General features: G+C 44.3%; 17 protein-coding genes and 1 other annotated feature. All 17 genes read right to left on the reverse strand.

Annotation, left to right across the window (positions count from 1 at the left end):
- Positions 1-145: 145 nt before the first annotated feature.
- On the reverse strand, positions 146-2,014 hold the full coding sequence (locus ADH27_RS00510; protein WP_048714878.1) for an ABC transporter ATP-binding protein: 1,869 nt from the start codon (positions 2,012-2,014) through the stop codon (positions 146-148).
- Positions 2,004-3,752, reverse strand: a complete 1,749-nt coding sequence (locus ADH27_RS00515; RefSeq protein WP_048714881.1) for an ABC transporter ATP-binding protein — start codon at positions 3,750-3,752, stop codon at positions 2,004-2,006. The genes ADH27_RS00510 and ADH27_RS00515 overlap by 11 nt, the downstream gene beginning before the upstream one ends.
- A 252-nt stretch (positions 3,753-4,004) precedes the next feature.
- Positions 4,005-5,771 carry a glycerophosphoryl diester phosphodiesterase membrane domain-containing protein gene (locus ADH27_RS00520; protein WP_048714883.1) on the reverse strand — a complete coding sequence of 589 codons (1,767 nt, stop codon included), beginning with the start codon at positions 5,769-5,771 and terminating at the stop codon, positions 4,005-4,007.
- Between the two features lie 258 nt (positions 5,772-6,029).
- Positions 6,030-7,175 carry an FtsX-like permease family protein gene (locus ADH27_RS00525; RefSeq protein WP_048714884.1) on the reverse strand — a complete coding sequence of 382 codons (1,146 nt, stop codon included), beginning with the start codon at positions 7,173-7,175 and terminating at the stop codon, positions 6,030-6,032.
- A gap of 3 nt (positions 7,176-7,178) precedes the next feature.
- Positions 7,179-7,859: an ABC transporter ATP-binding protein gene (locus ADH27_RS00530; protein WP_048691050.1), complete on the reverse strand. Its 681-nt coding sequence runs from the start codon at positions 7,857-7,859 to the stop codon at positions 7,179-7,181.
- The gene (locus tag ADH27_RS00535) at positions 7,856-8,431 is read right to left on the reverse strand and encodes a TetR/AcrR family transcriptional regulator (RefSeq protein WP_003002793.1); all 576 of its coding nucleotides are present in this window, start codon (positions 8,429-8,431) and stop codon (positions 7,856-7,858) included. The genes ADH27_RS00530 and ADH27_RS00535 overlap by 4 nt, the downstream gene beginning before the upstream one ends.
- 144 nt (positions 8,432-8,575) lie before the next feature.
- Positions 8,576-9,499, reverse strand: a complete 924-nt coding sequence (locus ADH27_RS00540) for an aldo/keto reductase (protein ID WP_048714886.1) — start codon at positions 9,497-9,499, stop codon at positions 8,576-8,578.
- Between the two features lie 103 nt (positions 9,500-9,602).
- Complete coding sequence (locus tag ADH27_RS00545; protein WP_048691046.1) at positions 9,603-10,817, reverse strand: ABC transporter permease; 1,215 nt, start codon at positions 10,815-10,817, stop codon at positions 9,603-9,605.
- Positions 10,814-11,707 carry an ABC transporter ATP-binding protein gene (locus ADH27_RS00550; protein ID WP_013903836.1) on the reverse strand — a complete coding sequence of 298 codons (894 nt, stop codon included), beginning with the start codon at positions 11,705-11,707 and terminating at the stop codon, positions 10,814-10,816. Before ADH27_RS00550 ends, ADH27_RS00545 begins: the two co-directional genes overlap by 4 nt.
- An 11-nt stretch (positions 11,708-11,718) precedes the next feature.
- The gene (locus tag ADH27_RS00555) at positions 11,719-12,441 is read right to left on the reverse strand and encodes a DUF3169 family protein (RefSeq protein WP_193389706.1); all 723 of its coding nucleotides are present in this window, start codon (positions 12,439-12,441) and stop codon (positions 11,719-11,721) included.
- Between the two features lie 53 nt (positions 12,442-12,494).
- On the reverse strand, positions 12,495-12,704 hold the full coding sequence (locus tag ADH27_RS00560) for a helix-turn-helix transcriptional regulator (protein ID WP_003002675.1): 210 nt from the start codon (positions 12,702-12,704) through the stop codon (positions 12,495-12,497).
- Positions 12,705-12,717: 13 nt separating this feature from the next.
- Positions 12,718-13,026, reverse strand: coding sequence for a hypothetical protein (locus ADH27_RS10500; RefSeq protein WP_048691039.1), 309 nt, complete (start codon positions 13,024-13,026; stop codon positions 12,718-12,720).
- Between the two features lie 236 nt (positions 13,027-13,262).
- Entirely contained in the window at positions 13,263-15,668 is a 2,406-nt protein-coding gene (pheT, locus tag ADH27_RS00570; protein WP_048714890.1) for a phenylalanine--tRNA ligase subunit beta, read from the reverse strand.
- Between the two features lie 172 nt (positions 15,669-15,840).
- Positions 15,841-16,356 (reverse strand): GNAT family N-acetyltransferase, encoded by a 516-nt coding sequence (locus tag ADH27_RS00575; RefSeq protein WP_048691034.1) that lies wholly within the window; start codon positions 16,354-16,356, stop codon positions 15,841-15,843.
- Positions 16,357-16,358: 2 nt separating this feature from the next.
- Positions 16,359-17,405, reverse strand: coding sequence for a phenylalanine--tRNA ligase subunit alpha (gene pheS, locus ADH27_RS00580; RefSeq protein ID WP_048691032.1), 1,047 nt, complete (start codon positions 17,403-17,405; stop codon positions 16,359-16,361).
- 313 nt (positions 17,406-17,718) lie between these two features.
- Positions 17,719-18,138 carry a hypothetical protein gene (locus tag ADH27_RS00585; protein WP_048714892.1) on the reverse strand — a complete coding sequence of 140 codons (420 nt, stop codon included), beginning with the start codon at positions 18,136-18,138 and terminating at the stop codon, positions 17,719-17,721.
- Positions 18,139-18,261: 123 nt separating this feature from the next.
- Positions 18,262-19,266, reverse strand: coding sequence for a tryptophan ABC transporter substrate-binding protein (gene trpX / locus ADH27_RS00590; protein WP_048714894.1), 1,005 nt, complete (start codon positions 19,264-19,266; stop codon positions 18,262-18,264).
- Between the two features lie 130 nt (positions 19,267-19,396).
- Positions 19,397-19,631: a binding site (T-box leader), on the reverse strand.
- Between the last annotated feature and the right edge of the window lie 151 nt (positions 19,632-19,782).

Below are 19,782 nucleotides of genomic sequence, written 5' to 3' on the forward strand. Positions count from 1 at the left end.
CACTCGGGAGTTTTGAAACTTTAGGTTCAAAACTAAGGCATGGAACTTCTTCGAAGTTCGCTGACGTCCGATCTCACCTAAGGAAAGTTTCAAAGATAAGATTACCATAAGTAAAAAGCCTGAGACCAGCTCAGACTTTTTTGTATTAATCAATTTCAAGGCCACCGGTGTAGAGGCGGTAATAAGTCCCGCGTTCTGCCATCAAGGAAGCGTGGTTGCCTCGCTCGATGATGCGTCCCTTGTCCATGACCATGATCACATCCGAGTTGACGATGGTTGAGAGACGGTGGGCGATGACAAAGACAGTCCGTCCTGCCATCAGGCGATCCATCCCCTCTTGGACCATCTTCTCTGTCCGTGAGTCGATTGAGGAAGTCGCTTCATCCAGGATCAAGACTGGCGCATTGGCCAAGGCTGCACGCGCAATAGCGATCAGCTGACGTTGACCGTTAGAGAGACCAGCTCCATCATCGTTCAAGACGGTATCGTAGCCTTGGTCCAAATGTTTGACGAAGGAATCCACATTGGCAATGCGGGCTGCTTCCAGGATTTCCTCCCGGGTCGCATCTGATCGACCATAGGCGATATTTTCTGCGATAGTTCCAGTAAAGAGGTGAGTATCCTGCAAGACAATCCCTAGCGAACGACGGAGCGAATCCTTCTCGATCAGCTTCACATCAATCCCATCATAGGTGATAGATCCTGATTGGATATCGTAGAAACGGTTGATCAAGTTGGTAATGGTGGTCTTACCTGCTCCTGTCGCACCGACAAAGGCCACCTTTTGTCCCTTGTCCGCGTAGAGGTTGATATCGTAAAGGATTTGGTTCTTATCATTGTAGGAGAAGTCTACATTTGTAAAGACGACATTTCCGACCAGTTTGACCAGTTCGTAGTCGCCGTTTTCCCGAGGGTGTTTCCAAGCCCAGAGGTTGGTCTTCTTATCAGTGATGACCATGCGACCATCGACCTCTTCATAGTTGACCAAGGTGACTTTCCCTTCATCCACTTCGACTTCTTCATCCAAGAGATCAAAGATCCGATCTCCCCCAGCAAGAGCCATGAGGACAAAGTTCAACTGTTGCGATACTTGGGTGATAGGCCCATTGAAGGAACGGTTGAGCTGGAGGAAGGCCATGAGTCCCCCAATAGTAAGACCGCTGATACCATTCAAGGCAAAGATCCCACCGACCAGTGAGGTCAAGACGAAGGAGACATTTCCCAGGTTCCCCAAGATAGGCATCAAGACATTGGCATAGCGGTTGGCTTGGTAGGAAGATTCAAAGAGTTGGTCATTGATCCGCTCAAAGGCTTCAATACTTTCTTTTTCATGAACGAAGGCCTTGACCACCTTTTGACCAGACATCATCTCTTCGATAAAGCCGTTTTCAATCCCTAAGTTCTTTTGCTGATCGGCGAAATAGCGACCAGATTTGCCAGAGATATCTTTGATGACATAGGCCATGACTCCTACCATCAAAAGAACGAGAAGGAAAAGGAGAGGGCTGATCATGATCATGCTGACAGCTACCCCGATAATGGTAATGGCAGACTGCAAGAGCTGCGGGATAGACTGCTCGATCGCTTGGCGAAGAGCATCGATGTCATTGGTGTAGATCGACATGATATCCCCGTGTTGGTGGGTATCGAAGTACTTGACAGGGAGCTTTTGCATGCGGGCAAAGAGCTGGTTCCGTAGCGAGCGAAGCGTATCCTGAGAGACTGTCGCCATAATGAGGGAGAAACCATAGTTGGCCAAAACTCCCAAAATACCGACTACTGCCAGCATCATCAAGAAGCTGAGGAGAGGTCCAAAATCCTTGCTTCCACTATCCAACATAGGTTGGATGTATTGGTCCACCAAGGCCCGGATAGAGGAGGTAATATAGACCGTAGAGAGGGAGGCTGCCACAATGAGGACAGCTGCTAAGAGAAGAACGAACTTATATTGTTTCCACATATAGTCTAGCAAGCGCACCAGAGAGCCCCAGCTAGCTTTTTTCTTATTCTTCATCTGCTTGTCCTCCTTTCCCTTGGGTTTGCATGTCATAGACTTCACGGTAGATGGCATTGGTCTCGAGCAACTCTTGGTGAGTACCGATGGCATCAATCTTCCCATCATTCATGACCACGATCCGGTCTGCATCTTGGATAGAAGAGATCCGTTGGCCAATGATAATCTTGGTCGTGTCCTTGAGACTAGATGCCAGTCCTTGACGGATCAGGCTATCTGTCTTGGTATCGACAGCTGAAGTCGAATCATCCAAGATCAAGATTTTTGGATTCATCAAGAGAGCGCGGGCAATACAGAGACGTTGGCGCTGACCACCTGAGACATTGGCTCCACCACGTTCGATCATGGTATCATAGCCATCCTTAAAGTTTTGGATAAATTCATCTGCCTGAGCGATCTTACAAGCTTCCACGATTTCTTCGTCCGTCGCGTCCTTATTTCCCCAGCGCATATTTTCTTTGATGGTACCGGAGAAGAGGACATTGGTCTGAAGCACCATGGCAACTTGCTTGCGCAAAAGGTCTAGATCATAGTTTCGTACATCTTGACCAGCTACCTTGACGCTACCAGACTCTACATCATAGAGACGAGGGATGAGCTGGACCAGACTAGACTTACCAGAACCAGTCCCCCCAAGGATTCCGATCACTTCACCCGAGCGAATGCTGAGGTTGATATCGGACAAGACATGGGCCTTGTCGCCATTTTCGTCTGTGTAGGCGAAGTTCACATGGTCGAAGGTAATAGATCCATCTGCTACTTCTGTCAGACCATTCTCAGGAGAGACGATGGTTGACTCTGTCCCAAGCACTTCATTGATCCGCTCCACTGATGCCATAGAGATCGAGAGCATGACGAAGATCATCATAAACATCATGAGAGACATGAGGATGGTCATGACGTAGGCAAACATAGAGGTCAGCTCACCTGTCGTAAAGCTTCCAGCCACGATGAGTTGGGCCCCGATCCAAGAGATCAAGATAAAGGAAGCATATAAGGACAGCATCATGGCTGGACTACTCAAGATCACGATGCGAATGGCCTTCATGAACATGTTGTAGATCAAGCGAGAAGCCTTCTTAAACTTAACCGTCTCTTCTTCTTCCTTGACATAGGACTTGACCACGCGCATGTTGGTAATATTTTCCTGGATACTGTTGTTCAAGTTATCATAGGCGTCAAAGACCTTGGTAAAGAGTGGATAGACAATCTTAGTGATCAACCCCAAGACCAGCCCCAAAAAGAGGGTAATCCCGACAAAGATCATGGCCATCTGCGGATTGATCAAATAGCTAGCAACAATGGCAAAGATCAAGTTGAGCGGTGCACGCACACAGATCCGGATGACCATCTGATAGGAGTTCTGCACATTGGTCACGTCCGTCATCATGCGGGTTACTAGACCACCTGAGGAGAAGCTATCGATGTTTTCAAAGGAGAAGGTTTGGATCTTTTTAAAGATCGCCTTCCGTAGATTCTTAGCAAATCCGGCTGATGCAAAAGCCCCGTAGCGAGCCGACTGCATCCCACAGAAAAGAGAGAGAAAGGCGAAGACCAACATGAGGAGACCATAAGTAAGAACCGTGGTCATATCCCCCTTCTGAACCCCCTTGTCCAGAAGCGTCGCCATGATAAAGGGAATAGAAATCTCAAACATGACCTCAAACACCATATAGAGTGAGGCTAGAACTGAGGGTTTCTTGTATTCCTTGATTTCAGCAATCAATGACTGAAGCATAGATACCTCCTAAAATACTAGTTAGTACAGTTTTCGTCAGCATGATGTCCATTCCCAACAAAGAAAAAATCATTTGAACAGAATCAGCCATCTCTGCATGCGAAAGCTATAGAAAGAGAAAGCGCCCTGACAGCGTGACTGTAGGGACGACTTTCGTTATTTGTAATAGTTATTATAGCTTAACAATGGATAAAAATCAAACTTTTAGTCAATCCTTACCAAATAGACTGACATTCTTCTGGATACAAGTTTCTACTCTTCACTGGTACTGAGAGACACCAAACTCAGGAAGCGATCAAAGTAGGTCTTGTTCTTCTTCAAGTTTTTCTTCAGGCTTTGCGCCTCTGCTACTTCATCCGTGATGATCCCATCAACCGGCCGTTGAAGGTAGGCCGTTAACTTTTGCTCATCATTGATGGTCCAGACATAGAGCTCTTTTTTCATCTCATGGGCCTGGGTTACCAAATCCTCCTGATAAGAAAAGTCTTCAATCGCAAAGAAATCAACCGAGTAGTTTTCAAACAGTCCAAACTGAATCGGAATGACATAGCCGGTCTTAATCTCCGGAGCTTTCTTCTCCACCTTTTCCATCACCGACAGATCCAAGGACATGGTTGGATAGTCCTTTTCAACTCCCAACTCCTTCATTTTTTGGACGAAGAGATCTACGTAATTCTCTGGTTCTGCACCATGAGGCTTGAGCTCGACCAAGAGGGGCATCTTCAGCTCCTTGGCCCTGGTGACAAACTCCTCAAAGGATGGGATATGACTGGTATGACCATCCTGTTGGATCTTCAATCCCTGCACCTCAGCCAGGGTCATATCTTTGACATCCTTGTCCACTCTAGCCAAGCGTTTGAGATTGTAGTCATGCATGACGACGAATTGATGGTCCTTGGTCAATAGGATATCCATCTCGACATAGGAAGCCTTCTCCTTGGCTGCTGCCTCGAGTGCTTCGAGAGAATTTTCTACACCCTTGGCTACATAGCCACGATGGGCTACGATTTTTACCTTGTCATTGACCTCTAAGGTCGCTAAGTCAAATGCTGCCATCCCTGACTGAGCCAGGAGGAAAAGAACGGTCAGGACAAAGAGTCCCTTCATCTTGCGAGAGCCTCGAGTCTTGATGACTGAGCGACTTGGAGCCTCCCAGCCATTGTCCAGGATGATTCCCAAGGTTCCCAGTTTAGACATGACAGAAAAGAGGAAAATGTAGAGGCGGATCAAGACCAGAAAGATGGTCTGCACCCAGATATGCTGGCCAGTTTTGTCCAACTGACTAGATGCAAAGACCAGACCAAGGATCAAGAGAATACCCGTAACAGAAAGGATAAACTCAAAGGAGAAGATCCGCACGATAAGGCGAATCCCACCCTTCTTGGTCATCTCCCAACTTTTGCGCATGGCAACCCCAAAAGGAAACTCTTCAATCACGATGTTGGGTACCGTATAGATGAGACGCAGATTGAGATAGATCAGAAGCAATTGAACTATGAAGAGGCCGATGGCCCCAGCAGTCGTCTTGCTAAACTCCCCTGTGATAAAGTTTGGAATATAGAGACCGTCCGTCAGAGTAGAACCAATGAAGAGACCCGCTACAGGCAGAGTCAGAACCATATAAAAGAGAAAATGCAACAGATTCCAACCGCTAAAATCCTTTAAGCGACCAAAAGACTGGCGAAAGACCTTTTTAAAAGACAGGTGCTGATCCGTACGAGACAGATAGATCAGAGCAATCATGGTCCGCATCTCCAGCATAAAGAGAAAGGCGAAGACGATGGCAAAGAGAAGCAAAGCCACTAGACTCAGAGGATTGGTCAAGGTCGTGAGGATATTGTTCTTGTCAATGTTGGACTCACCCGATAAGAGGAGGGCCAGTTGAAAGACCCAACTCAAGGCCGCAGCCCCTATACCAACTACAAACTGCAAAAGAATCCCCACAGAGATAAAGGACCATTTATTGCGCCAGATTAAGTAAAAGGCCCCTTTCAGGTCCTGCCAATAACTCCGTTTCATGCTGTCTCTCTTTCATTTCTTTTATTCCCATAGAATAGCGGAAAAGCCTCTCCCTGTCAATGATTCTACAAGAAAAAGGCTGGGACAAAAGTCCTGGCCTCTCAATTGTCTTTAGATTGTCGAGCAAGACGCAGTGGTTGAGTGGGCTCTACTACGCCGATTTCATCAGCTTTTACAGCCCTACTCAACTGTGCGGAGGTGGGACGACGAAATCGAATTCTAACGAGTTACCAATTTCTGTCCCACTCTCTTTTCTATTTATTCTGCTAAGAGCACTTCTTTGATGGTTTGTTTTTGGAGTTTTCTGTTGGATAGATAAAAGAGGCTTTCGTAAACTACAGCAAAACCTATCAAGGTCCAAAAGCACACATTCCCATCAAAGTGATGCTCAATTTTACCAGGAACCGTATCTTTGATCACACCGATCAAGATTTCCATGATGCCATATTGATAAGCTGTCCCAAGAACAAATCCTAAATAAGCCCAAAAACGATAGGGAGCGAGAATATGACTTTGGCATTCACGATTGGTGTAGCCAAAAGCCTTCATAAGAGCCAAGGTTTCGCGGCTTTCTGAGACCACAATCCCCAATGACAAAAAGAGAATCGAGAAAGAAAGGATCAAGCCAATCATAATCATCATGGTTTGGATGATGTCATCTGTATAATCTCTTAAGCCAAAGGACAATTGAACCATGGCCGCAAAACACATGGAGCCAAAGACCACAAAAAACAAGATCGATTTTCTCCCCCAAATCAGAGATGAGGACAGCTCTTTTAGGAAGTCTTTGTCTTTCTTGGGAGCCTTCTTTCTCCTTTTGACCTTGATAGGACTTGGGGATTTTTTCAATAAGCGAAGTGCCGGCGTTTGGAGTTGTCTTCTAGCATAACCAATCGCGAGAAGCATAAAAAATGCTGTTGGAAGAATCACCAAAGCAAGCAAGAGCTGCCAGTGAAAATGAATGGTGATTTCTGGCAAAATCCCCTTCTCATTGCGGAAGTCATAAAAATGTCCCATCATGAGAAATGAAGCGAAATAGCCAATAAGCGCTCCAGCTCCAAAACTAAGTCCAAAGGCCCAAAATCGTTTAGCCAACTGACCATTGCTATAGCCCAAAGCCTTTAAAATCCCTAATTGTTCCTTGTGGTCATCGACAAATTGTTTGATATAAAAACACATGAGAAGGACCGACGTCAAAGACAAGACGACCCCACTGACCATGGCTACCATCCAGGAAAGCGAAACCTGGGCATCATAGTAGGTCTGCATCATGGGATTGGTTTTCGAAATCTCTAACTGTTCGATATCCAGGTAAAAATTCAAGAAGAGATTAGCCACAAAGACCGCACAAGCCCCAATGATACTGACGACAACTAATTTTCGAATATCTTTTACTGAAAACATGGCTTACCATCCAATCTCATAAGCAGTCTGAGGCTGATCATTGGTCACAACTTCGGTAATCTTGCCACTATTGACACGAATGATGGTTCTTGCCATATCCGCAATATTTTGGTTGTGCGTCACCATGATGAGGGTAAAGCCCAGTTTTTCCTTCAGTTTCCAGATATAGTCGAGAATCTTGCGCCCTGTTTCTTCATCCAGGGCTCCCGTCGGCTCATCTAAGAAGAGAATCTCTGGCCTTTTGGCCAAGGCCCGAGCAATGGAGACTCTCTGCTGTTCCCCACCAGACAATTCACTCGGATACTTGTCCAGCTTATCGCCAAGCCCCAAATCCTCGATGATCTGCAAAAAATCATGATTGTTTGCCAGGTCAGCTCCCATCTTTACATTTTGTCTGACCGTCAGATTCGGCAATAGATAATACTGCTGGAAAATAAAGGCAATCTTCTCCCGTCTAAAGGCTGTCAATTGAGCATCTGTGAGTTGTGATAAATCTTGTCCTTGAATGAGGATATGCCCTTCGTCTACCTTTTCTAAGCCTGATAACACATTTAAGAGAGTTGATTTCCCCGATCCAGAAGGGCCGAGGATAACCACATCATCCTGGTCTTGAATCTGCAAATCAATCTCCTTTAAAACCTTGGTTTGGCCGTAACTTTTGTGCACATTTTCTAGTTGAATCATTTCTTTCCTACCATTTCTTTGATGAGAGATTGACAAACCTCTGTCAGTAATCCAATCACTTCTTCCATGCCGAACTGGTAAATACCAGAAGCAACCATAGAGGCCATCCCGTGTGAGTAGATAAATAGATGCTGGTACAAGCGACTAGCCTCCTCTACAGTCAAAGGATAGTCTGCGACAATCGAATCCAGAACCAATTGGTAACTATGATCCTTCATGGGAAGAAAATCTTGAAAGCGACGAATCGGATCTTTGCTAGGATTTTGGAAAAGCAATTGAAAGAGTTGGGGTTCTTTTGAGGCGAAAAGGATATAAGCAACCCCGACAGATCGGAAAGGTTTCTCATCTTCTAAGGCCTTGCGAATATACTCCACCACGACCATCTCCGCAGCACCAATAACCTCTGCTTGTAACTCAGCCATATTAGCAAATTGCCCAAAAATGACTCTCGGTGTGGCTCCCAGTTTCTCCGCTAATGCTCGAGCAGTTAAACTAGCCATTCCCTCTTCTCTCACCAATTGTAAAGCTGTCCCAATGATAGCCTCTTTACTAAATTTAACCTTGGGTGGCATAAGACTCCTTTCGCGCAACATTCGTTGCGCAACACTTGTTGCATAAAGATTACCATAAAAAAGAAAGACTTGTCAAGAAAAAACTGAAAACCACAAAAAAACCAGACCACCGATAAGAGTGGAATCTGGTTTACTAACAAGATTCTAAGGCAAATCATTTCCCGCCGCCAAGTAGATTTGATACCATTCCTTGCGAGTTAGGGTGACTGTTGCTGCTTTTCCTGCTTCAAGGACATGCTGGGGCTTGGTCGTTCCGATGACGGACTGCATCTTACCCGGATAGCGGAGGACCCAGGCAAGGGCGATAGCTGTCGGTGTGACCTGGTATTTTTTCGCCAAATCATTGAGGACGTGATTGAGAGCCGCAAACTCTTCTTTACCGACAAAATTCCCCTTGAAATAGCCATGCTGGAGAACAGACCAGGCCTGAATCACCGTATCAGTTAAGCGACAATACTCAAAGACACTGCCATCTCGCACGGCTGCTTTAGGCCCTTCCATGTTGACATGAAAACCAGCTTCAAAGCTCGGTGTAAAGGCAGCACTCAACTGCAACTGGTTGATCTTGAGAGGCTGTTGGACAGCCGTTTTGAGCAATTCCATCATCATAGGGTTTTGATTGGACACCCCAAAATGGCGGACCTTGCCCGCTTGCTCCAAGTGATCAAAAGCTGCCGCCACTTCTTCCGGCTCCATGAGGGCATCCGGTCGGTGAAGGAGGAGACTATCTAAGCGCTCGATCTGCAAACGCTCGAGAATGCCATTGATGGAGTCCAAAATATAGTCCTTGGAAAAATCAAAATAGGTAAAGCCGTCTTTGCGAATCCCACACTTGGACTGGATCCACATCTGGTCCCGAAGATCCGGACGACGCTTGAGAACCTTACCCAGCAGGATCTCACACTGGCCATCGCCATAGATATCCGCCAGATCAAAGGTGTTGATCCCAATCGACAAAGCTGCCTCCACCAAGGCCTCCACCTCATCTTCACTCATCTGACTGATCCTCATCATCCCAAGGACAATCGTGGACAGACGCTCATTTTCAGCAAACTCAATATAGTTCATGTCCGCCTCCTTTTCATTCTTCTTTCATTATAATGTAAAGAAGATCAAACAGCAATGATTTCACAAAGTAAAACACCTCCAGTATCCACTGAAGGTGTCTCTTTTAACGATAGCTCAAGGCTTTTTTAACAGTCTTGACTAAACCTAGGTCATCTGTTTGTAAGATAAGGCTTGAATAGATTTTTCCAATGATCATGGTGCCGAGGAGCGTGAAGGCCAAGGCAATTCCGAATGATCCCCATGATTCAAGTCCACTTGCATAGCCATTGATGGTACGGAATGGCATGAAGAAGGTTGAAATGAATGGAATGTATGATCCAATCTTCAACAGAAGGACATCACCTGCGCTACCTAAGGTAGTTACTCCAAAGAAGCTAAAGAACACTAACATCATCAGTGGCGAAATCGCTTTTCCTGTATCTTCTGGACGAGCAACTGTTGAACCTAGGAAAGCTGAAAGAACCACGTACATGAAGATTCCAAGAATGATCAAGAATAAGGTATTCAAGGAAATGGATTGTCCAATATGTTGGGTGATAGGAGAGTCTGGAGATAAGATATCTTTCACAAGAGGAATGGAGTCTCTAAAAATCCAAACGCCTCCCAATCCGACTGCATAGATACCAATATGAGTACAAATGACTCCGAAAAGACCAATCATGCGAGCATAGAAATAGTGAGTTGCGCGAATGCTTGAGAAGACCACTTCCATAATCTTGGTCCCTTTTTCACTGGCTACCTCTTGAGCAGTGATACCTGAATAAAACATCAGAATCATGTAGATAAGAAAACCGATTCCTCCAGCTACCACGGTCTGCACCATTTTCAGCCCTTCTTTCTTCTCATCAATTTTTTCAATCAATGAGACCTGTTGCGAAAGGGCTGCTAACTGCTCTTGGCTTAAATCCGCTTTAGAAACATTGAGCATTTGTTGGACCTGACTCAATTTAGCCATAAGGATTGCTTTGAAACCTGGCTTCATGGCATCCTCACTCTGGTAGCGAGCCTCTAGCTGGCCATCCTTTTCTTCAACTGTGAGGATTCCCTTGATTTCTTCCTCTTTCATGGCCTTTTTAGCTGCTGCTTCGTCCTTATAGTCAAAGGTCAAGCCATCGGTCCCTTTCAAGACTTCCTTGACAGGAGCTTGATCTGTAATCAAGGCGATGTTGCTTTTCGCAGATGTAGAAGATCCGACGAAATAGTTCACTCCAATCGTCAATCCGAAGAAGAGAAAGGGAGTAAGCACCATCAGTAAAAAGCTCCATGATTTCACTTGGCGTAAATAAGTTTCTTTGATAACAATCAGCATCTGTTTCATACTTCTACTCCTGATTCTAGTTTAAAGATTTCATCAATGGTTGGGGCTTGTTGGTCAAAGGTTGCTAGATAGCGACCCTTGGTCAACTGATCAAAGAGGTCCGGACCTGCTGTTTCATCATCCAATACCAACTTCCACAGGCCTTGCTTGGTCATGGTCACCTTGGTCACGTGAGGCAGCACTTCCAACTCCTCTTTACTGAAGTCATTGGATACGAAGAGACGAGTCTTCCCGAAGCTATTGCGAACTTCTTGTACGGGACCTGAAAGAATCACAGATCCATCACGAATCATAACCAACTCATCACAGAGTTCTTCCACATTGGTCATGACGTGGTCAGAGAAGATAATGGTGGCACCGCGTTCTTTTTCTTCAAAAATGACCTGCTTAAGCACTTCTGTATTGACAGGATCCAGTCCGCTAAAAGGCTCATCCAGGATGATCAATTTTGGCTCATGGATCATGGTAATGATCAATTGAACCTTTTGCTGATTCCCTTTTGAGAGGCTCTTGATCTTATCGGTTAATTTTCCTTTTACTTGGAGCTTTTCCATCCAGATTGGAAGTTTCTCCTTGACCTCAGCAGTTGACATTCCTTTGAGATTAGCAAGGTAACGGACTTGCTCATAGATGGTTAACTTAGGCATAAGGCTTCGCTCTTCTGGCAGGTAGCCAATTTCCTTATAGGTTTCTTGACTGATTGCTTGGCCATCCAATTGGATATCACCGCTGTAGTCAAGGAAGCGGAGGATACTATGAAAGATAGTGGTCTTCCCAGCTCCGTTCTTCCCGATCAAACCTAAGATGGATCCTTTTTTCGCAGTCAAGTCAATGCCGAACAAGACTTGCTTCTTGCCAAAACTCTTTTCTAAATTTCTAATTTCTAACATGAATGACTCCTTTACTCTTTATAATAACGTTTGGTAATCTTGTATTGAGTGACCAAGATATAGACATAAATTAGTGATACAACTACTAATGCTAACAAGATATCTGCCTGGAAAGCAATGCCAACTAAGAATATCGCCATTAAGGAAATCGGTAAGACATAATTGCTTAACTTGAAGACAATATCGTAATTCTCCTCGTAGCAAATTTGTTTCTCTGCCTCATCTATCATGCTCATTATTAGTTCACGGACTTCTGCCCCACTAGCATTGCGTGGGATTGCTTTTCCATAAATCTGTTTGAAGGTTTTTCGAAACTGATGTTCTAGCCCAAAAGTAAGAAGGAACAAAGCAAGAAAAATAAGCGGGATGGTGTATTTCCCAAAAGCACCTGTTAGTTTTTCTTCATAGACTAGTTTTTGGCAAGAGAAGAAAATCACTAATAGATAGGGAACAATCATGACGCCTTTGAACATCGTAGCCAAGTCATAGATTCTTCTCGTTTGGCTTTCATAACGGTAGGCTTCGTCTTCATCTTCTGCCTCCTCCATCATCTGATAAGACTGGCGCGATGAGATGAGGTAGGTAGACGCAATCCCGAAAACCACCAGATATAAAATGATTGACCCTATATAGATCATATCTCGATCAAATAGCTTTTGGAATTCAATAGGATGGTCTGAACCAAAATAACCTGTCAAAAAACCAATGATTAATCCTGATAGGACCATGGCCATGTTTCTCCAAAAACGAAAACGGGCTGACCTTTCTTTTAACTTCTTTTTCACTTTTATTCCTCTCCCTCTACTAGACTAAAGACATTCTCCACCGGTTCCTTGAAAATCTGGGCGATGGTGATGGCAATAATAACCGAGGGGGTGTATTCCCCCCGCTCCAAGAGACTGATGGACTGGCGCGAGACTCCTGCTAGCTTGGCTAGCTCGGATTGGTTGAGGCCATCACGCGCCCTCAGCTCTTTCAGTCGATTTTTTAAGATCATGGCTTTCGCCCCCTTATAGTTGAATACCTTGAATATCTTCGATGCGGACTAATTTGGTTTCCCTCTGTTGTTTATGATTCACACGAGTCAGTTTGACCCAATCTTCGTCGATATCCAAAATTTCATACTCGAATCCAACACCACTCACTAAAACAGTGGCCGTTTGGCCTTTCAATTCTTCTAAAATTCTAGACATGTCTTGATTTCCTTTCACTTGTTTTTCTAATCGTCTAATGCGTTTGTTCAACCTTTTATTCTTCTTTTCTGAGCTCGCATAAACCATAATCAGAAAAGGGATAAAAAGAATCCATATGGCTCCCATAAGAAACCTCCCCTTCTTTCAACTAAAATCATTGTAACACTTCTTTTTCTTTTTGACAAGTGTATTTGTCAAAAAGAAAAAGAATATTTGTCAAAAATAGAAGGATGGTTGACATGGATATTTTGAGTACTTAAAGGAATTTCTTTATTTTTATAGGGTTTCAAGGCCTATAACTTGCAAATCCTGTAAGAAAAAAAACAGTTGAGAATTTCTCAACTGTTTCATGTTTTTACGATTTATCGCACTTCTGCGTCTACTTTTTCTTCGAGTGATGCTTGGATTTTTTCCATATAGCGAGCGACTTCTTCGTCGGTCAAGCTATCTTCTGGATTTTGGAAGGTCAAGCTGTATGCCATAGATTTCATTCCGATACCCAGTTTTTCACCTGAGAAAACGTCAAAGAGTTTGATGTCTGTCAAACGTTTCACGCCTGCAGCTTGGATGGCATCGACCACTTCTTGGTGAGTCACTTCTTCTTTGAGGAGAAGGGCGATATCACGGCTGACTGCTGGGAACTTCGTAATTTCCACAAATGGAGCAGCTGGTTGAAGGGCTGCTTCGATAGCTGAAAGGTTAAGCTCGGCTACATAAGTTTCTGGAATATCATAAGCCTTAGCCGTCACAGGGTGTACTTGACCGAGGAAACCAAGAACTTGATCCCCGAGTGAAATCAAGGCTGTACGTCCTGGATGGAGGCTAGCGATTTCAGAGGTTGCTGTATAAGTCACTTCAAGACCCAAGCGAGCAAAGAGGGCTTCCAAGATTCCCTTAGCATAGAAGAAATCAACTGGAACAGCTGGAGTCTGGAAGTCTTTTTCAGCAACTAAGCCAGTCAAAGCAAAGGCAAAGCTGTTGATTTCATTTGGCAAGTCTTCTTTTGGATTACCTGTTTGCTCGAAGACTTTTCCAATCTCATAAAGAGCCAAGTCTTTGTTCTTACGCGCTACGTTGTAGGCAACTGTATCAAGGATACCAGAAACCATATTTTGACGGAGAACTGAACGGTCCACAGTCATTGGCCACATAAGTTCTGTTAGGTTGCTTGGTGCAGTCGTAAATTCAACGGCTTTTTCAGGAGTTGTCAGAGCGTAGGTAATGATTTCAGTCAAGCCTGCCCCTTCAGCAATCGTCCGAACCTGACGACGCAATTTTTGAGTCGCAGTCAACTCACCTGCTGTCCCATCGTCTTTTGGAAGACTGGTTGGCAAGCGGTCATAACCATAGATACGTGCGATTTCTTCAAAAAGATCAGCTTCAATAGTGATGTCCCAACGGCGACGTGGAACACTCACAGTAAAGGAATCAGCATTTCCAGAAAGGCCAAAACCAAGGCGACGGAAGACATCTTCAATATCTGCGTAGGAAAGCTCTGTACCAAGGACACGGTTGACGTCAGCAAGAGTGGAAGATACTTCTACATCTGAAGTATCCAATTCACCTGCTGAAACGATGCCCTTACGCACGGTTGCACCTGCAAGCTCTGCTATCATGCTTGCTGCCGCATCAAGGGCTTCATTAACAGTTGCCACGTTGATGCCTTTTTCAAAGCGAGAAGATGATTCTGAACGAAGGTTGAGGCGACCGCTAGTCTTGCGGATTGATTTGCCATTGAAGACAGCAGCTTCAAGGACAACACGACTAGAGTTTTCAGAGATTTCCGTCGCTTGTCCACCCATAACACCTGCAAGGGCTACTGGTTTGTCTGCAACCGTAATCACTAAGTCAGTTACTTCCAAGTCACGTTCTTCCCCATCCAAGGTCACCAATTTCTCACCAGCACGCGCTTCACGCACACGGATGTCGTTTCCTTCAAAGGTATCCAAGTCAAAGGCATGCATAGGCTGACCAAAGTAAAGCAGGATATAGTTGGTCACGTCGACGACATTGTTAATCGGACGAATGCCTTCATTCATGAGAAGGTTTTGCAACCATTGTGGACTTGGTGCGATGGTCACATTGTCCAAGATACGAGCAGCATAGTATGGCGCCTTGTCTGTGTCAATGCTGACAGAAAGAGCGTCTGCTGCAGCTTGGTCTGTTTCAGTCAAAGCAAAGTCTTTGAAATTGACTGCCTTGTCATAAATCGCTGCTACTTCGTGCGCTACCCCACGCATAGAAAGAGCGTCTGCACGGTTAGGCGTGATGGAAAGTTCGATGATTTCATCATCCAAGTCTAGGTAAGAGAATACTTCCTCACCTGGTACTGCATCATCCGGCAAGATTTGGATGCCATCTGCAAATTCCTTAGGTACAACGGAATCAGAAATGCCCAATTCACCAAGTGAACAGATCATCCCTAGTGACTCTAAGCCACGGATTTTCCCTTTTTTAATCTTGTAGTTATCCGCGATGCGAGCACCTGGAAGAGCCACCATAACCTTGATTCCTGCACGCACATTTGGTGCTCCACAGACGATTTGACGAGCTTCTTCTTCGCCCACATTGACTTGGCAAACATGAAGATGAGTTTCTGGCACATCTTCGCAAGACAAGACTTCTCCGACGACAATTTTTGAGAGGCCAGCAGCTGGTGATTCGACACCTTCTACTTCAATCCCTGTGGTTGACATTTTTTCAGCCAACTCTTGTGATGGCACATCAATGTCCACCAATTCTTTTAACCATTTATAACTAACTAACATATGTAAGATACCAAGGGCTAAGCAGAAATCTAGATATCTTTCCTAGATCTCCATCCACCCTCGTTTTGATCCTTTCATTTTGTGTTTTCCAGCTCGAGGCTAGCTTAGGAAGGTCTAATAACCTCCCCTTCTCTAGAATGGAAGCTTCCAATTCTGAGACTTCTTGTCCATTCTAGATCAATTTCTTTCTCAACAACCAGTCTGTATCCACGGTATCTCCGGTAACATACTGGTGTTCACTAAATCGTTCAAAACCAAAGCGATAGTAAAAATCTTGCGCCTTAAAGTTGCGTTCCCAGACACCTAGCCAGGCCCACTCAAAGCCCCGGCTCTTGGCTTGATCCAGCGCAAAGATAAACATTTCCTTGCCAAAACCAGCCCCATGAAATTCCTTTTTGACATAGATCCGTTGGATCTCAAAGGACTTGTCCATCTCTACTGGCTCCGTCTGTGCTTGCCCCCAATTGATCTTGAGAAAACCACAGATTTCTTGTTCTTCATTGAGGACAAAATAGATTTCAGATTCTGGATCTAGCAGATCCTTCTCGATTTGCTCCAAAGAGAGCACGGTAGAGAAGTACTCTTCCAAGTCTTCCTCAACAATATAGGGACCAAAGGTCTCCCGATAGGTTTCCACCTCTAGGTCACGTAAGGTCTGTAATTGATCGATTTTTACTCTAACTAACATGATTATTTAAACTGTTCTGAGAAGCGAACATCTCCTTGATAAAAGCCACGGATATCATTGATTCCATAACGAAGCATGGCTACACGCTCCTGACCAAGTCCAAAGGCGAATCCTGAATAGACTGTCGAATCAATGCCACTCATCTCGAGCACGCGTGGGTGAACCATACCGGCCCCCATGATTTCGATCCAACCTGTCTTCTTACATACATTACATCCCGCTCCACCACATTTGAAGCAAGATACATCGACCTCAACGGATGGCTCGGTGAATGGGAAGTAAGAAGGACGCAGACGGATTTGACGTTCTGCACCAAACATCTTTTGCACGATCAACTGAAGCGTTCCTTGAAGGTCCGCCATAGAAATGTTCTTCCCAACAACCAAGCCTTCGATCTGATGGAACTGGTGGCTGTGGGTCGCATCATCTGTATCCCGACGGAAAACACGGCCTGGAGAAATCATTTTCAAAGGTCCCTTGCTAAAGTCATGCGCATCCATTGCACGCGCCTGAACTGGTGATGTGTGGGTCCGAAGCAAGATTTCTTCTGTGATATAGAAGGTATCCTGCATATCACGAGCTGGGTGATCCTTTGGCAAGTTCATGCGTTCAAAGTTGTAGTAGTCTTTTTCGACTTCAAAGCCATCTACAACTTGGTAGCCCATCCCGATAAAGATATCTTCGATTTCTTCACTGGTTTGGGTCAAGACATGGCGATGACCAACTGCGACTGGACGTCCCGGAAGGGTCACATCGATACTCTCACTAGCTAATTTGGCTTGGACTTTCTTTTCTTCCAAGAGCTTAGCTGTTTCTTCAAAGGCAGCCGTCAAAACATCACGGGCTTCATTAACGTGTTTCCCGATGACCGGACGCATCTCAGCAGAGACATCTTTCATCCCTTTGAGGATCTCGGTTAGAGAGCCTTTCTTCCCAAGGACAGAGACGCGTAGCTCTTGCATCTCTTTTTTATTTTCAGCAGAGATCTGCTTCAAGGCTGCCAGCGTTTCTTCTCGAAGCGCTTTTAGTTGTTCTTCAATCGTTGACATATTTCCTCCATCATGGTCCTCACTCAGACATAGAAAAAACCACGCGCCACATCCATATTCGGAGCGTTGACACGCGGTACCATCCGTTTTTTATCTGAAACTCAGACCTTAATTTCTAAATCCTTGCGCAAGTGAATTCACTCAGCTTTCATGCAAAGAGCTTTCAGTCACGGCTCTTCTCCCTGTTGCACTTCCCTTGAGGTACTAGTCTTGCAGATTTCTATTCAATTACTATCTAGTTTAGCAGATTTTTAGTTAAAAAACAAGTTAGATGAGACTAATTTCAATAGACAAAGAAACAAGACCCAGGGCATTATTTATTTGCCTTGTCTGTTTCATCTGCTTTCCTTTTCAATAGAAGAGTTGCTGCTTGGTTAAAACCATCACACCAGTTATACCATTTTGCTTCATACTCATCTTGAGGTAAGATACGATGTTTTAAATCCAAAACAGAGGATATCTTTCTTTCCTCACAAGCTTGCGCATAGAGATGATAAATTTCATCACCACCATCTTTATCAAACTCAGCAGAAATCGTATCCCGACCTGCCAATAAAGACTGATAAGCCCTGTGATGCCCGTTTGTAATCAAGAAGCAATTTCCAAACGCAAGAATACTAATTGGATCCACATTGATGATTTCCGCCGATTGATCAAGCATCTGGATATCATGTAACTTCTTTTCTGATAAATATAGTTGGGTCGGATGAAGATCTGTTATTTTGATTTTCAATTCTTTCTCCTCTACCAAGAGTAAAATAAGCTGGTCCTGGGCACTGGTGAACATTTTTAAAGGTCAGGATTTAAAGACCTGCCAAAGCCAAATTCCTCTGCCGTTCTTGTTATCCGTTTGTTTTTATTCGATGACTTGTCCAGCTTCTTTCAAGACAGATTCTGGAATGGTAATGCCTAATTCTTCTGCCACTTTTTTGTTGATGACAGATTTACCATCTGTGAAGATTTCGACTGGTGTATCACCTGGTTTTTGACCTTTCAAGATTTTCGCAGCCATTTTACCAGTTGCCACTCCAAGATCGTGTTGATCGACAACGACTGAGCCTAAACCACCAGCTTCGACCATGGCTGTCGCACTTGGGAAGATTGGTTTTTTAGCTGTTTTGTTTGCTTCGACTACCGTTGAGAAGGCTGAAGCGATGGTGTTGTCAATTGGAACCCAGATAGCATCCACTTTACCAGTCATGACAGAAACCGTTGAAGCAATTTCATTTGTAGAAGGGACTGAATAAGGAACCACCTTGTAGCCTGCTTTTTCAGCCAATTTTGTAAATTCTTCTACTTGCGTTTTAGAATTATCTTCACTGGTTGAGTAAAGGACACCGATTGTTTTCACGTTTGGAGTCAACTCTTTGATCAACTTCAACTGTTGTTCCGTTGGGTTGTGGTCAGATACTCCTGTGATATTGCCACCTGGTTTTTTCAAATCTTTGACCAAGTTAGCGCCGACTGGGTCTGTGATAGCACCCATGACGATTGGTTTGTCCTTGGTTGCACTAGCCAAACCTTGAGCAGATGGGGTTGCGATTCCGATCAAAACGTCGTTGTTGTTTTGGACCAATTGCTTACTCATGGTAGCAACCTTGTTTTGGTCCCCTTCTGCATTGAGGAATTCAATCTCAATCTTGTCCTTGTCATAGCCTTCTTCAGCCAAGCCATCTTGAATCCCCTTGTAGATTTCGTCTAGCGATGGGTGGCTGACCAACTGCAAGACACCGACTTTTACCTTTTTAGTTCCATCTGCTTTATTAGCTTCATTTTTATTGTTTAACATTGGATAGACTACTGCTACTAAAATAATAGCTAGCAAAGCACCAATCATTCCCAATACACGTTTGTTTTTCATTTTCTTTACCTCAATTATTTATTTTTTCGTTTTTTCGCATCTTTGTTAAAGACTGAGTCGCCATCGTTTCTTCATCTTCTTTTCTCCCTTCTTTTTGAAACAAAAACACGCCCACACATAGCTATAGCTATGTGAGGACGTGTCATCGCGGTGCCACCTCACTTATGGGAAAATGGATATACTCCTCCCATGTCTCTGTCTTGTCTAGCAACAAGTTGCACGATAAGGTGTGCCGACCGAATTTTTATTGTTTCAAATTCATCTCATCATTAGTCCAATTTCATAAATGTCCACTACCCACTTCCACCAACCGTGAGCTCTCTATTAAATTTTCATTTATTACTTTTCTAATTGAATCCATTGTAAATGTTTCCGTAAGCCTTGTCAATACTTTTTTATGTTTTTTTTGAAAACGTTCGTCATTTCCTGAAATTCATTTTCTAACGGATGCTTTTACAAGGATTGAAAACCGCCTTCTTACTGGGTTTTCAGGCACTTTTTTGATATAATTTACTA

It is taken from the genome of Streptococcus sp. 343_SSPC (genome assembly GCF_001072385.1).
In the GTDB taxonomy this organism is placed as follows: Bacteria; Bacillota; Bacilli; order Lactobacillales; family Streptococcaceae; genus Streptococcus.

What these genes read in the sequence shown, in the direction of transcription:
- ADH27_RS00510 (WP_048714878.1), bottom strand. Translation starts at nt 2,014, where the DNA reads ATGAAGAATAAGAAAAAAGCTAGCTGGGGCTCTCTGGTGCGCTTGCTA.
- ADH27_RS00515 (WP_048714881.1), bottom strand. Translation starts at nt 3,752, where the DNA reads ATGCTTCAGTCATTGATTGCTGAAATCAAGGAATACAAGAAACCCTCA.
- ADH27_RS00520 (WP_048714883.1), bottom strand. Translation starts at nt 5,771, where the DNA reads ATGAAACGGAGTTATTGGCAGGACCTGAAAGGGGCCTTTTACTTAATC.
- ADH27_RS00525 (WP_048714884.1), bottom strand. Translation starts at nt 7,175, where the DNA reads ATGTTTTCAGTAAAAGATATTCGAAAATTAGTTGTCGTCAGTATCATT.
- ADH27_RS00530 (WP_048691050.1), bottom strand. Translation starts at nt 7,859, where the DNA reads ATGATTCAACTAGAAAATGTGCACAAAAGTTACGGCCAAACCAAGGTT.
- ADH27_RS00535 (WP_003002793.1), bottom strand. Translation starts at nt 8,431, where the DNA reads ATGCCACCCAAGGTTAAATTTAGTAAAGAGGCTATCATTGGGACAGCT.
- ADH27_RS00540 (WP_048714886.1), bottom strand. Translation starts at nt 9,499, where the DNA reads ATGAACTATATTGAGTTTGCTGAAAATGAGCGTCTGTCCACGATTGTC.
- ADH27_RS00545 (WP_048691046.1), bottom strand. Translation starts at nt 10,817, where the DNA reads ATGAAACAGATGCTGATTGTTATCAAAGAAACTTATTTACGCCAAGTG.
- ADH27_RS00550 (WP_013903836.1), bottom strand. Translation starts at nt 11,707, where the DNA reads ATGTTAGAAATTAGAAATTTAGAAAAGAGTTTTGGCAAGAAGCAAGTC.
- ADH27_RS00555 (WP_193389706.1), bottom strand. Translation starts at nt 12,441, where the DNA reads ATGGCCATGGTCCTATCAGGATTAATCATTGGTTTTTTGACAGGTTAT.
- ADH27_RS00560 (WP_003002675.1), bottom strand. Translation starts at nt 12,704, where the DNA reads ATGATCTTAAAAAATCGACTGAAAGAGCTGAGGGCGCGTGATGGCCTC.
- ADH27_RS10500 (WP_048691039.1), bottom strand. Translation starts at nt 13,026, where the DNA reads ATGGGAGCCATATGGATTCTTTTTATCCCTTTTCTGATTATGGTTTAT.
- pheT (WP_048714890.1), bottom strand. Translation starts at nt 15,668, where the DNA reads ATGTTAGTTAGTTATAAATGGTTAAAAGAATTGGTGGACATTGATGTG.
- ADH27_RS00575 (WP_048691034.1), bottom strand. Translation starts at nt 16,356, where the DNA reads ATGTTAGTTAGAGTAAAAATCGATCAATTACAGACCTTACGTGACCTA.
- pheS (WP_048691032.1), bottom strand. Translation starts at nt 17,405, where the DNA reads ATGTCAACGATTGAAGAACAACTAAAAGCGCTTCGAGAAGAAACGCTG.
- trpX (WP_048714894.1), bottom strand. Translation starts at nt 19,266, where the DNA reads ATGAAAAACAAACGTGTATTGGGAATGATTGGTGCTTTGCTAGCTATT.